The organism is Dulcicalothrix desertica PCC 7102 (assembly GCF_003991905.1).
GTDB classification, from domain to species: Bacteria; Cyanobacteriota; Cyanobacteriia; order Cyanobacteriales; family Nostocaceae; genus Dulcicalothrix; species Dulcicalothrix desertica.
The window spans coordinates 918,862-932,669 of the sequence record NZ_RSCL01000001.1 but is presented as its reverse complement, the minus strand read 5'-3'; the positions used below and the strand labels follow the sequence as shown (position 1 = coordinate 932,669).

The following is a 13,808-nucleotide window of genomic DNA, read 5'->3' as shown; positions in this document are numbered from 1 at the left end:
GATTCTAATTACAGGCATATGTGTATTTTAAAATTTTAATTGTTATTTACTTTTTCATCCAAAATCAAATTATGAAAATTCAACGATTTGCAGACGCGCGCCAATTTTACGAACAAGTTAAAGATTACTTGTTGCAACAAGAAGCTATGCATAATCTAAATTTAGGAATATGCAACCGACTTGTCCAGAGTCCTGACCATTACCAGGAGCAAAATTATCTCGCCATAGTTGAAAATAAAAGCGAAATTATCGGAGTTGTCATCCGTAATCCTCCTTTTGCTTTATTACTATCTGTAATGTCAACTATTGATGACGTTATGCCTTTAATAGTTAGTGATGTGCATGATTTTTATAAATCTTTATCTGAGGTTAATGCACCAGTTAAGGAATCTAAAGCATTTGCTCAAGCTTGGTGTGATTATACAGGTAATAAATATAAGTTGAAATTGGCAACTCGTGTATTTCAACTTGAAAAAGTGCAGCAACAAAACTCAACCCCAGGAGATTTGCGTCTTGCCACAGCTAAAGAAAGAGAGCTACTCAAAAGTTGGTATGAAGAATTTTGTCGTGAAGCGTTAGAAGAAATAAATGTTCCTTCTGACATATGGGTTGAAAGGCAATTGAGCCAAAATAGTGCCTATTTATGGTACAATAAAAGTTACGTTTCAATGGCTTGCCGTACCCGTTCTACGCCCAATGGTGTTGCAATTAGTATGGTTTATACTCCACCAGAATATCGGCGCCAAGGCTATGCTTCTAATTGTGTTGCTGCTTTAAGTCAAGAATTACTTAATCAAGGTTATAAGTATTGCTTTTTATTTGCTGATTTAGCTAATTCTACTTCTAATCATATTTATCAAGAAATCGGTTATCAAGCTATCGGTGAATGGCAAGAATATAGTTTTATTAATTAGGTAGTTATAAAATTTTCTTGTGTTCTTGTGGAGCAGGCATCCTTGCCTGCCCTGTATCTGCAACAGGCAGGGATGCCTGTTCCACAAGAATTTAATTCCAGCCTTGCATTTCCACCAATTCAATACATAGTTGATTAATTTGCTCTACATCAGGTCGGTGTGGTAAAGTTGAGACTTGATAGACTTTATCCATTTCTGCTACTAAATCTTCTGCCATTTTCATTACTTCTTCATAGCTATATTGACCTTGCAATATTGCTCTTAAATCTTCACTATCTCCTGCGTCTCTTCTGTCTACAGTAATTTCTTCTGACCGTAATATTTCTAGACCACTACGTAATAAACGTATACAGTGCATTCCATGTTTGAGGTCAAAACCAGATTTGCGCTCCATTTCGGCGCGGTCTGGGTTACGATTTTCTTGCCAAGATAAATAAGCTTTCCATTCACGTAGGGCAACTTGATAACTTTGGCTTCTTTGTAATAGCCTAATAAAGTCTTTACGGCTGTTTGTGAATTTTTGAGTTGTTTCTAATGTATCATCAGGTAAAGTGTATTGTTTCAAAACGCCTTTAAAGTCTATATCGGCTGTTAAAAGTTTATATAATTGCTCTGATTCTTCTAAAAATTCTATTTTACCGCGTATTATTAAATACAAGTATTCTAAAAATGCGTTAAGTTCTTCTTTTGATAATGGTTCTTCGCTTTCTATTTTGAAGTCACTAGGAAGTGGTTTGCTTTTGGGTGGGTTCAATAACCACTTGCGGTGACTTTCCATTTTCTTTATTTGGGCAAATGCATATCCTGAGTAAGTATGTTTGACTTTTTTACTCAAAAATAGCTTTCTGTGTTTGATTAAGTGTTGCCCGACTTCTGTTATATATGGATATTGTTTGAGCCATAATAACTCTAATACATTGGGATTGGCGCCTGATAGTAACTGAATAATTTTCCGCAATTCATAAATAACAGTATCTTTGTTTCCATCTAAAAAGGGAAATATTCCGGGTTCTGTGTCCCAACCGTTTTCTTTTTGCTCAACAGTGCTAAATCCTAGGTAATATTCTTTTGGTGCAATAAATACACCTCGGTAATCCAAATCTGAGTCCGGACGGTTTAACCCATAACCGTGACTCCCTGCCAAACCTATAAATATACTACGCTTTTCAACTTCGATACGCTTCATAATACATATATTACATTATACCACACTACAATTATATAAAAAAAATCCGAGCAAGCCTAAATAAAAGCTGCTCAGACGGTTTGGTGCTGTTCTGTGTCATATATAAATACACCCCTAATCACAACAATTACGCCAACTGTCCAAAAATAATTTAAAATATTTTTTTAAAATATTTATTGACATTGCCTTGACTACAAAATATTATGAGAGATTGTCTGTCTAATTCCCGCTCGGAACAGGTAGACATGATAAAAGCTGGCTACAAATTAGTCTATTTGATTAACGGCGCCAGCTACCTGTACGGCAACACATAGGACAATTTCATGACTTACGCAATTATAGAAACTGGTGGCAAGCAAGTGCGTGTTGAGCCAGGTCGTTTTTACGATATCGAACTGCTTACTGCTCAACCTGATGAGAAAATTAGTATTGATGCGGTTTTATTAGTACAACACGATGGTAATGTGACTGTAGGACAGCCTACTGTTGAAGGCGCCGTTGTCGAAGGCACTGTGATGCGGCATTTTCGTGACCGCAAAGTGCTTGTCTATAAAATGAAGCCTAAGAAGAAAACCCGTAAAAAACGCGGTCACCGTCAGGAAGTTACTCGTCTGATGATTGATTCGATTAGTATGAATGGGTCGGTATTAGCAGCAGCACAAGCACAAGCTGCTCCCACAGAAGAAGCTTCAACTGATGCTGTGCCCGAAACCGAGGCGCCTGTTGCAGAATAATTAAAGAGAGATAATACAGAAAAAGAGGACATCATGGCTAGTAAGAAAGGTACTGGTAGTACTCGGAACGGACGCGACTCTAATGCCCAGCGACTAGGTGTAAAACGCTTCGGTGGTCAAACTGTGCGCGCAGGCAATATTTTAGTTCGTCAGCGTGGTACAAAATTTCACCCTGGTAACAATGTAGGTATCGGTAGTGATGATACTTTATTTGCCTTAATTGATGGCGTTGTAACATTCGAGAGAAAAGGCAAAACCCGCAAGAAAGTCAGCATTTATCCTGCTGCTACTGCTGGTTGCTAATTAAAATAGCCCACGTAGAGACGTTACATGTAACGTCTCTACAATATAAATCGATTAATAAATACACCCATCGCTAAACCCGTCATGGCGATGAAGAACAAGACTGCAAACGTGTCTATATAACGAAACCCAGCCATTTGAAAGTCGATTCGCACCAAAATGGTAGCAGATGCTACAAGTAAGGAATCGAGAAATAATCTAAACCAGGAAATCATCAAAAATAGTGCAAATGCACCCAAAACTGAAATGCCGAAAGTACGGGTGTTAGATTTAAATATAAAATTAGAGTAAAAATTAATCTTTGTCCAAGGAGTCGCTAGGGCGCCGATGACTAAAGTGATTATAGGTATAATTGCAAACCAAGCAATGGGGGGTAGACGCTCTTGTGAGATTACCCAACCTAGAGAACAGTAGGTAAGTAACGCTAACGTCAGGGAAACCCACGGAATTCTTTTGATGACTGACATCATAATAATTATCCAACCGGTTAGGCTACTACTCTTCAATTATCGACCTTAATTCGCGTCCAGAATATACACGATTCGGTAAAATAGCAAAAATTTTCTTGTAAAGTAGTTAAATATTTTCTTAAACATTTGTAAACTGTTAGCAGCTAAGTAACGCGAGTTACATCTTTTAAGGGATATGATGAAACAGCTTGTTATCGCCGAGCGCGTATGTTTAACGGGTCATATACTGTCTAAAGCTTTTGGGCTAGCAGGCATTTTGCTGGTTATACCACACGCCGAGAAGATTTTGAATTTTGGCGACGTTGGTCAAACAGCTATGCAACTGAGCATGGCTAATGGCGGCGTAGTTGATATTATTTTTGGTACTGTAGCTGTCTCGATTTTTGCATTTAGGACTTTGGGATGGCAAACTTGGCTTTCATTCATGGTGCCAGCAGTATTGATATCAGTCAGCAGTGAGTTACTGGGAACGGGAACTGGGTTTCCTTTCGGTGACTATCATTATTTGAATGGCTTGGGTTATAAAATTGCTGAACTTGTGCCCTTTACGATTCCTCTGTCGTGGTTCTATGTGGGATTATCAGCGTATCTTGTTGCCCGTGCAGGGTTAGGAGTTGCCAAAAATCCTACTATTTTACGTCAAGTTGGCGCCGTATTATTAGGAGCAGTGCTATTTACAAGCTGGGACTTTGCACTGGAACCAGCTATGAGTCAAACATCCCTACCGTTTTGGTTTTGGGATCAAGCGGGAGCATTTTATGGAACTCCCTACCAAAATTATGCAGGTTGGTTTGGTACTAGCACAGTCTTTATGACAGTCGCAGCACTGTTATGGCGTAATAATCCTGTAAAATTAGAGCCTAAGCAACTCAACGTTCCAATGATAGTTTACTTGAGTAACTATGCTTTTGCCGCTGGACTTAGCTTAGGTGCAGGATTTGTTGTTCCTGTATCGTTAGGTTTTATTACAGGAGTTATACCAGCAGTACTACTGTGGTGGAAAGCTGTTACACAAGACGAAACACCATCTGCTGCAACCGAAGTCACTAAAGTTGCTACCGCTGTCGGCGCCAAATAATAAGTAAGGTGGGCACTGCCCACCCGAAAGCTATACTGTTCTCATAACTTCCTTATCAATGCCCAATTTTTTACCAATAGTAAGTGCTGTTGCGCTTTTATTGCTGTTAATTCAATTACCAGCGTTTGCTATTCTACTATCGCGTTTACTTAAAGGTCCCCGTCGTACCCCTCCTTTGGCGCCACAAAAACCCACGCTAGATATTTTGGGTAGCGTTAGCGTGGTAGTCCCTACACTTAATGAAGCTGAACGTATTAGTCCACTACTTGCTGGTTTAAGTCGGCAAAGTTATGAACTTCGAGAAGTTATTGTAGTTGATAGTAATTCAAAAGACGGAACTCGTGAGCTAGTTCAAGCAGCGCAAAAACTAGACCCTAGGTTTCGTGTTATAACAGATGACCCTTTACCTACTGGTTGGGTTGGTCGTCCGTGGGCATTACATAGCGGTTGGGAGCAAACATCTAATTCTAGTACTTGGTTTCTGGGTATGGACGCTGATACACAACCCCATCCTGGTTTAATTGCTAGTTTAGTTCACACTGCTATTGCTCAAGAATATGACTTAATATCACTCTCACCGCAATTTATTCTTAAGTATCCTGGTGAATGTTGGTTACAACCAGCATTATTAATGACATTACTTTATCGCTTTGACCCTGCTGGAATCACAACAGACCAGCCAGAGCGAGTGATGGCAAATGGGCAGTGTTTTTTGTGTCGTCGAGCAGTGTTAGAAGCAGTCGGTGGTTATACTAGCTCGCGAAGTTCTTTTTGTGACGATGTGACTTTAGCACGTCATATTGCTGCTTCTGGTTTCAAAGTTGGTTTTATGGATGGCGCCAAAGTTTTGAAGGTGCGAATGTACGAAGGCGCCGTTGAAACATGGAATGAATGGGGTCGTAGTATTGACCTTAAAGATGCTTCAAACCGCGCACAAACTTGGGGTGATATTTGGTTACTTGCTTCCGTACAAGGTTTACCAATTTTGATTCTTCCTTTATTTCTCGCTAATGGTACATTATTTGGTAGAGGCGCCTCCCTAAGCAGTTACATCCAAAATAACTTAATTGAAAATTATTCAATTACACTTTTGCTGTTGTTGAATTTATTGTTGATAGTAATTAGATTTGGAATGCTGTTTGCAATAGCACCTTCATACGACCGCAGTCAAGCAAAAGGAAATTGGTTATTTTGGTTATCACCCCTAGCTGACCCCTTAGCAGTCTTACGCATAATTCTATCAGCCTTACAAAAACCAAAAAAATGGCGTGGAAGAAGTTATGAAAGTTAAGAGTTAGGAGTTAGGAATTAGGAGTTAGGAATTAGGAATTAGGAATTAGGAATTAGGAATTAGGAATTAGGAGTTAGAGAAGATACAAATTGTCATTCTGAGCGTAGCGAAGAATCTTTATATCTAAGTGTTAAAAGTTAGAGAACGTACAAATTGTCATTCTGAGCGTAGCGAAGAATCTCCGAATCTTTATATTTTAAATAGATTATAGATTATAAAGATGCTTCACTACGTTCAGCATGACATTTATAACTCATAACTCAGCACTCAGCACTCAGCACTCTCTTCTTCAATTTTATCTCCACGTTCAAGTTCCCAAAGAATTTGATTACCTTCTCTACGAACACGGGAGACAACCCAATTTCGCCAGCGCCACTGATCTCCACGACTGGTAACAGCGCTGGCATGAACATCCATTAAATCAGCTAGTTCAGAACTGGTTATTAAATAACCTTTTTCAGCAATTTCATCGGCGATACGGAGGGTATCAACGAGGTTGCGAAGTTGCGTTACCCGCATTTCGCGTGGTATCTCTTCGTTAGTATTGTTGCTCGTGCTTGAGATAGAAGCATCTATCATGGTGTTATCGGGGGCAATATCGACATCAATAGTCATTTCGTTAATTATGGTCGAGTTTGCCTTTATTTCAGATGCATTTGCTACATAAACTTTCGTTTTTACATCGAAAGCAATAGCTTCTGCATCTTGGCTTTGCTTTAATGCTGGCACTTTTCCAGCCGCATAAGCTCGCGCAATGGTATCGCACCTTTCGTTACCTATATTACCAGCATGACCTCGAACATGTTCCCATCTAACCTTACGGCTGTTAAGTCCGTCAAGAATTTCGAGTAAATCTTGATTCTGAACTGGTTTGCCATCAGCTTTCTTCCAACCCTTCTTTTTCCAGCTTTTTACCCACTTCGTAACGCAATTAATTAAATACTCACTATCGGTGTAAAGCGTTATCGGGTAACTTTGTCCTGATGCTTCCAAATATTGAAGTGCTGCAATGGCAGCTTGCATTTCCATTCTGTTATTCGTTGTTTGACGAGATCCATCTCCAAGTTCATGAACCGAACCATCATCAAAATAAACCACTACACCCCAACCTCCTGGCCCGGGGTTCCCTGTACAGGCGCCGTCTGTGTATATACTCTCAATTGTTAATGAAGCCATAAGTTAAATAAAATAGTTACTTTCCCAAAGGGGCAACAGGAAAAAATATTAGCCTTCCAATTCAAAGCTATTGACTAAACACATATTTCTTTACATTGTAGGTTGGGTGGAGCGGTCAGCGTAACCCAACATTATCAAAAGCTTCATTAATCAACCTTTGCCAAACCTCGTTAGGCGCCCAAAGCTTATTTAAGTCTAATTTTGCCTCTTCTTCACTGGCGCCTAAACAAATTCTTCTATAAAGGTAAACAAAAACAGATACTCTTTTATTCGCAGCACAATGAACAAAGACTTTCTTATTTTGATTTGCCTTCATCACCTCAAAAAAAGAATGTAAATTCTCTAATGTAGGATTATCCCATATAACAGGAATATGTATATACTGCATCTCTTGCGCTTCAATGATTTCTTTTTGATTCGGTAAAGCATTAAGAGAATCAACTAGCGCTAAATTAACCACGACTTCATACCCAGCTTGCTTAATTGCATCAAATTGTTCTACTGTCGGCTGTCCAGAAGTTGCGATTCCATCAGATATTTGTAAATAATTATATATCTCTTCAAAATTTTGTTTCGACATAAATTAAAAAGCAATTAATAAGTGTTCTGTACTAAAGTTAAAAAATCAAATTTTTTGAGCATTTCTAAAAACGTGAAAACTGCAGGTACATGAAGCGCATTTTTATGCTCTGCAATACCAATTACACGGTCAAGAGGTACGGGTAAACTATACAATTGTACCTGTGATGGTATTGGAACAGCAGCTAAACGAGGTAAAATTGCTGCACGCAGTCCTTGATTAACCATACTAACAATTGTCGAGTCTTCTTGAATATCGGTAGTTGTATTTAAAGACGGCGCCACTATTTTAAGATGATTGTGTAGAATGCGCCCACATGGAGTACAAGGAATCATTACAGGTGAGTATTTATTGAGAAAATCCCATGTAAGCTGTGAAATATCTATAGCATTAGGTGGAAGCAGTGCAATATACTCATCACGCACAACTTCCCAAACTTCAAATTCTTCACTGGTGGGCAAACAGGTTATTCCAATATCAGCACGTCCTTGACGCAAAGCGTCTTCGACATCTAAAAAAGCATGACACTCAATAATAGTAACCGCAACTTCAGGGAATGAGGCGTGAAACTGCGAGATTGCTTTCGGTAATAAATGCGTTGCTACACTCCGGAATGCGGCAATTCGCACATGGCTACCACGCAAACCTTTGTGTATATTTGCCTCATGTTCCATCATTTCTATATGTTCTAGTGCTTGGCGTGCATGGTATAAAATGCGCTCTCCTGCTGGTGTTAATAAGGCGCCGTGTCTACCACGCACAAACAAAGGTACTCCTAATTCTTCTTCTAAAGTTGAAATTGCATGACTAATAGCAGGTTGTGATAAATCGAGTGTCAATGCGGCTTCACTAAAGTTACCGCAATCAGCAACCGCTACAACTGCTCGAAGCTGAAAAATTTTCATATGTATATCTTATATATAGCAATCCTATATGAGTTGTAAAAATTATATCTACGTAGAGACGCGATTAATCGCGTCTCTACAACACGCGGATTTTACGAATGATTTAGGATTGCTATAAAAACTGATTAGATTATTGTAGAAAAATTATACTAATAGTTTTATCTATATATAAATGCCGTTTATAGAAACTATTCAGGTTACTTTTTGATTGTTGATTGGTATACCGCTAGAGTTGGTAGAACAGGAAACGGCGCCAAGCTCAGATCAAAGGTTTGATATTAATTATCATAGGTATAAAGAATGCACAGTAATTATGAGGTAATGGCACAGTACAACCGTTGGATGAATCAAAAATTGTATGCTATTTGTGCAGAAATTCCAGATTCTAAGCGAAAGGAAGATTTAGGAGCATTTTTTAAATCAATTCACGGGACTTTAAATCATCTACTGTACGGTGACAGAGCTTGGATAGGACGCTTTATTGGTGAACCTTTTGCTGCAAAAATTGGTGATGAGTTGTACGAAGATTTTAACGAATTGGTTGTTCAAAGAGAAGTCACCGATTTGCAAATTATCGAATGGTCACAAAAGCTTTCGTCTGAGTGGTTACATCAAGACTTTAAATATACAAGTGGAGTTGATGGAAAAACACGTATACTACCTGCTTGGGTTTTGGTAACACACATGTTTAATCATCAAACTCATCACCGTGGACAATTAACAACTCTTCTTAGTCAGCTTGAATACAATCCAGGTGTTACTGATTTACCTTTCTTGCCTTGGTTAAATACTATCTCATAAAATAACCCTTCATACAAAGCAATGTCACAATTTACACTAGTAATAGGTAACAAAAATTACTCTTCATGGTCACTACGTCCGTGGTTACTAATGAAACAATTTGGTATAGAGTTTAATGAAATTTGTATACCACTTTATCAACCAGAGACACAATCTAAACTTAGTCAATACTCTCCCTCTGGTAAAGTACCTGTTTTAATTCACGAGAAACAAACAATATGGGACTCACTCGCAATTTGTGAATATCTTGTTGAGACTTTTCCGAATTTAAATCTTTATCCTCAAGATAAAAATGCTCGCGCGCTTGCACGTTCAATTAATGCGGAAATGCATTCTGGTTTTCAACATTTACGGCAAAATATGCCGATGAACTGCTGTGCGGTGTTACCTGGTAAAGGAATGACACCCGATGTGCAAAAAGATATTGAACGCATTACAAATATTTGGCGCCAACTCCGAGAGCAATTTTCTAAGGAAGGAAATATGTTATTTGGTAAATTTACAATTGCCGATGCGATGTATGCACCTGTAATATTACGCTTCAAGACTTATGGAGTGCAGTTAAATTCGATATGTCAAGATTATTCCGAAGCTGTGTTAGAGCTTCCTGGTATGCAACAATGGCTCGAAGCTGCGAAAAACGAGCAAGAAACTATTCCTGCATTTGAATTGGGAGACAACCATCCGCGACCAATTTAGTACAAATTAACTTAGATCAAAAAGCCCTCCTTTATTAAGGGGGGATTATTTACGGACGAATGGCGCCGTGGTTGGAATTATTAAACACAAGCATGAACCGCAAGCTCAGTTGAAATACCATAATGGATATCTCGACCCCTTTCAAACATACATAATTCCCGCGATTCCTGTTTAACCAAACCATCCATTGCGGCTTCCTGCAAACTCATAAAAGCATTTAAATCTTCTATGTCGTACTTATCTCGCAATAAAGCACGTAAAATATTTTCTTGGGCTAGTGTTAAATAGCCAGTATTTAGAGCTTGTTCAACTACATCGCGAATTAATACCATAATCAACACCCTGATTCATCTAGATAAGGTGATATCGACGGATACTTTTCCTTATTACTCTGTGTAAAGAGTTTCCTTTTCGGCAGATTGTTGCTTCACTTAACAAAACTTTACATTTGATTTTGATTTTCGATGAAGCTAATAAAAATTAAGTGGTAATATAGCAACAATATTTACTTTTGCTGTACTGATATAATTGTGCAACACCTCGCGTAAAGGCTGTTATAGTCTGATATTCTAGAGATTAACTCTAATTTCGATTAAAAACAACTTGATCGTAAAATTTTTATTCTTTATAAAGTATGGTCTTGGTATGGGGCTTTTCTATGACAAAAGTATATTGGCTAATTTAATATATAAATTTTAGCATCTATCAAAAGTATTATAAAATACTAGAAACCCGGTTTCTACGCAAAATAGTCGTTTTGATTACAATACTTCAACAAGAAACCGGGTTTCTGAGGTTTATGATGAAATTCGTCTACCAAAAGTAGTATATTTAGCTGAGATAAGTTTTTTGTTTATGTTAAAAGCTTCAGAAAGCAAATACCTTATAGTATTAAAATTTTTTCAAACTAATGGTTGTTCAATTAGCTGAGTTTGGACTATAGTTAACAGTGCTTACTATGATGAGCAATGTATAAAATCAGCCTAAATATCGGGGTACCCATTAAGGCATAACCTCCGTAAAGTCGTGTTAAAAATCAATCCTTTAACGAATATTTACGCTAACGTAAGTAGTGTGAATGTAAAAAAATGGTTAATAAAAAACGGGTGCGTTCTTAGAAGCTACTTTATTTTTACGTTCTTTTGTAATGCTCGGCTATTTAGGCTACAACATAGTATTTAAATGATAGTTATAGACTATGAAGAGCGATAAATTGTCGAACTAGAGTTCAGGATATTACTATGCATGACCTGGTTCAAAATGTTTTAAACAGCGATGAGAAAACTGCTTTACGTCAGTTTGTCTCGGCTCTAAACGCCGCCGGTAAACCCTACCTACTACGAAATGAGATTTTACAGGTGTTTGCCGACTATTGCCAGCGCTCTCATAAACCTGCTTATTTCTACCATTCCTCATCTTTAGGCACATTAATCAGCCTAACGCACGAAATCATTTTGGAAGAGGAAAGCACTTGGTTTATGTTACGTCCCTGGATAGCTAACCAGGAAGTTTGGCGCCTGGGTGCGGATATGACGCACTTTGAAAAACTGACACCAAAAGCGTTGTTGGATGTGCGCGACCGTTTGGTTAACCGCTACCAACCTCAAATTTTGGAAATAGACCTCAAACCTTTCTATCAAGGTGCTCCAACAATAGATGACCCCCGTAATATTGGGCAGGGGTTAACTTTTTTAAATCGTTATTTATGTAACCAACTCGAAAACGACCCCAAACGTTGGTTAGAAGAATTGTTCCAAGCTTTGCATAAGTTGCAGCATGGTGGTACACCACTAATGATTAGCGACCGTCTCCACTCTGGGGATGAACTTGCTCTTGCAGTCAAAAAAGCGCTGCAATTTGTGAGCGAACTTTCTCCTATAGAACCGTTTGAGAAGTTCCGCTTTGATTTACAGTCGCTTGGCTTTGAACCTGGTTGGGGTAATACAGCAGGTCGAGTTAGAGAAACTCTCGAAATGTTTAACCGTTTGGTTAGCGACCCAGAACCAGCGATATTAGAAGCTTTTGTGACGCGCGTTCCGGCTATATTCCGTGTAGTTTTAGTATCTATTCACGGATGGGTTGGTCAAGAAGGTGTGGTTGGGCGCCCAGAAACTGCTGGTCAAGTTATGTATGTTTTGGAACAGGCGCGCAGTTTAGAAGCTAAGTTACGCGAAGATATAAAGCTTGCTGGACTTGAGGTACTTGGAATTCAGCCCAAGGTAATAATTCTAACTCGGTTGATTCCTAACTGCGAAGGAACCGCTTGTAATTTAAGATTAGAAAAACTGCAAGGAACAGAAAATGCGTGGATATTACGAGTTCCATTTGCTGATTTCAATCCCAACGTTACACAAAACTGGATTTCTAAGTTTGAAATTTGGCCGTACTTAGAATCGTTTGCTCTCGAAGCTGAACGTGAGTTAGTAGCAGAATTTAGGGGCAACCCTAACTTAATAATTGGTAACTACAGTGATGGTAATTTAGTCGCGTTTCTGCTGTCACGGCGCCTAAAAGCAGCACATTGCAATATTGCCCACTCGCTAGAAAAGCCTAAATACCTGTTTAGTAACTTGTACTGGCAAGATTTAGAAGATAGATATCATTTCAGCGCTCAGTTTACTGCCGACTTAATTAGTATGAACGCAGCGGACTTTATTGTTAGTTCGTCATACCAAGAAATAGTTGGAACTCCCGATAACATGGGACAGTACGAATCGTACAAATGTTTTACAATGCCGAATTTGTACCACGTTGTCGATGGGATAGATTTATTTAACCCCAAATTTAACATGGTGCCACCAGGGGTAAACGAGAACATCTTCTTTCCTTACAACCAAAGCGAAGACCGGGATAAAGAAGCGCGCTCAAAAATTCACGAACTAATGTTTTTGCGCGAAGACCCTAGCATAATGGGTAATTTGGAAAATCCCAAAAAGACACCTCTACTAGCAGTTGCCCCCATCAACTCAACTAAAAATCTGACAGGGTTAGCAGAATGCTTTGGAAAAAGTAAAGAACTGCAAGAACACTGTAACTTAATATTGCTCACGAGCAAATTTAGCCCAGAGCAAGCAACTCATCCCGAAGAAGCAGCAGAAATTGAGAAACTGCATTCCATCATTAACCAGTACGAATTGCATAGTCATATTCGCTGGGTAGGTATTCGCCTTTCTAATATGGAATTAGGTGAAGCATATCGAGCAGTAGCAGATTGTCGAGGAATTTTTATACACTTTGCCCGCTTTGAAGCCTTTGGACGAACTTTACTCGAAGCGATGATTTCAGGACTACCCACCTTTGCCACCCAATTCGGCGGCGCCTCTGAAATAATCGAAGATGTAGATAAGTTCCAAATTAACCCAACCGACTACGAAGGAACTGCGAAGAAAGTATTACATTTTCTTGACGAATGTGATGCAAATCCACAATACTGGCATGAAATTTCTACGCGGGCAATCGACAGGGTGCGTAACAAATATAACTGGAGTCTACACTCAAAGCAATTACTGCTAATCTCGAAAATATACCGTTTCTGGGATTATGTCACCCCAGAAAACCGTGAAGCCAGGGCGCGCTACCTCGAAACTTTATACTACCTAGTCTTCAAACCCAGAGCCGAAAAAATTCTGGAACAGCATATGCAAAGGTAAGGACTATAAAGAGGGTGTGGG

Annotated in this window: 13 protein-coding genes and 1 pseudogene; 8 read left to right on the top strand and 6 right to left on the bottom strand. The window is 38.9% G+C overall.

What is annotated here, in order from left to right; all coding sequences use genetic code 11:
* Positions 1-71 precede the first annotated feature (71 nt).
* Entirely contained in the window at positions 72-914 is an 843-nt protein-coding gene (locus tag DSM106972_RS04080) for a GNAT family N-acetyltransferase (protein WP_127079033.1), read from the top strand.
* A 91-nt stretch (positions 915-1,005) separates the two neighbouring features.
* Here DSM106972_RS04080 and DSM106972_RS04075 read toward each other — a convergent pair whose 3' ends face one another.
* The gene (locus DSM106972_RS04075; RefSeq protein ID WP_127079031.1) at positions 1,006-2,100 is read right to left on the bottom strand and encodes a nucleotidyltransferase domain-containing protein; all 1,095 of its coding nucleotides are present in this window, start codon (positions 2,098-2,100) and stop codon (positions 1,006-1,008) included.
* Between the two features lie 323 nt (positions 2,101-2,423).
* Here DSM106972_RS04075 and rplU point away from each other — a divergent pair, with 323 nt between their 5' ends.
* Together rplU and rpmA are read left to right on the top strand one after the other, a co-directional pair.
* On the top strand, positions 2,424-2,834 hold the full coding sequence (rplU, locus tag DSM106972_RS04070; RefSeq protein WP_127079029.1) for a 50S ribosomal protein L21: 411 nt from the start codon (positions 2,424-2,426) through the stop codon (positions 2,832-2,834).
* Between the two features lie 33 nt (positions 2,835-2,867).
* Entirely contained in the window at positions 2,868-3,137 is a 270-nt protein-coding gene (rpmA, locus tag DSM106972_RS04065) for a 50S ribosomal protein L27 (protein ID WP_127079027.1), read from the top strand.
* Positions 3,138-3,175: 38 nt separating this feature from the next.
* On the opposite strand, the gene DSM106972_RS04060 is transcribed toward rpmA, so the two are convergent.
* Positions 3,176-3,607 carry a hypothetical protein gene (locus DSM106972_RS04060; RefSeq protein WP_233787760.1) on the bottom strand — a complete coding sequence of 144 codons (432 nt, stop codon included), beginning with the start codon at positions 3,605-3,607 and terminating at the stop codon, positions 3,176-3,178.
* 178 nt (positions 3,608-3,785) lie between these two features.
* Here DSM106972_RS04060 and cruF point away from each other — a divergent pair, with 178 nt between their 5' ends.
* Together cruF and cruG are read left to right on the top strand one after the other, a co-directional pair.
* A complete protein-coding gene (gene cruF, locus DSM106972_RS04055) occupies positions 3,786-4,685 on the top strand; it encodes a gamma-carotene 1'-hydroxylase CruF (RefSeq protein ID WP_127079155.1) in 900 nt (299 codons plus the stop codon).
* 58 nt (positions 4,686-4,743) lie between these two features.
* A complete protein-coding gene (cruG, locus tag DSM106972_RS04050; RefSeq protein WP_127079025.1) occupies positions 4,744-5,976 on the top strand; it encodes a 2'-O-glycosyltransferase CruG in 1,233 nt (410 codons plus the stop codon).
* A 267-nt stretch (positions 5,977-6,243) separates the two neighbouring features.
* Here cruG and rnhA read toward each other — a convergent pair whose 3' ends face one another.
* The 3 genes from rnhA to DSM106972_RS04035 all read right to left on the bottom strand — a co-directional run bounded on the left by rnhA (position 6,244) and on the right by DSM106972_RS04035 (position 8,637).
* Complete coding sequence (gene rnhA / locus DSM106972_RS04045; protein WP_127079023.1) at positions 6,244-7,152, bottom strand: ribonuclease HI; 909 nt, start codon at positions 7,150-7,152, stop codon at positions 6,244-6,246.
* A 115-nt stretch (positions 7,153-7,267) separates the two neighbouring features.
* The gene (locus DSM106972_RS04040) at positions 7,268-7,732 is read right to left on the bottom strand and encodes a protein tyrosine phosphatase family protein (protein WP_127079021.1); all 465 of its coding nucleotides are present in this window, start codon (positions 7,730-7,732) and stop codon (positions 7,268-7,270) included.
* A gap of 14 nt (positions 7,733-7,746) precedes the next feature.
* A complete protein-coding gene (locus DSM106972_RS04035) occupies positions 7,747-8,637 on the bottom strand; it encodes a LysR family transcriptional regulator (protein WP_127079019.1) in 891 nt (296 codons plus the stop codon).
* A gap of 300 nt (positions 8,638-8,937) precedes the next feature.
* Here DSM106972_RS04035 and DSM106972_RS04030 point away from each other — a divergent pair, with 300 nt between their 5' ends.
* Both DSM106972_RS04030 and DSM106972_RS04025 read left to right on the top strand, forming a co-directional pair.
* Entirely contained in the window at positions 8,938-9,438 is a 501-nt protein-coding gene (locus tag DSM106972_RS04030; protein ID WP_127079017.1) for a DinB family protein, read from the top strand.
* A 21-nt stretch (positions 9,439-9,459) separates the two neighbouring features.
* Positions 9,460-10,137 carry a glutathione S-transferase family protein gene (locus DSM106972_RS04025; protein ID WP_127079015.1) on the top strand — a complete coding sequence of 226 codons (678 nt, stop codon included), beginning with the start codon at positions 9,460-9,462 and terminating at the stop codon, positions 10,135-10,137.
* Between the two features lie 149 nt (positions 10,138-10,286).
* Here DSM106972_RS04025 and DSM106972_RS04020 read toward each other — a convergent pair.
* Positions 10,287-10,469 (bottom strand): annotated as a pseudogene (locus DSM106972_RS04020) (hypothetical protein); the annotation flags it as partial.
* Between the two features lie 909 nt (positions 10,470-11,378).
* On the opposite strand from DSM106972_RS04020, the gene DSM106972_RS04015 reads away from it, so the two are divergent.
* On the top strand, positions 11,379-13,787 hold the full coding sequence (locus DSM106972_RS04015) for a sucrose synthase (protein ID WP_127079011.1): 2,409 nt from the start codon (positions 11,379-11,381) through the stop codon (positions 13,785-13,787).
* Positions 13,788-13,808: the final 21 nt, after the last annotated feature.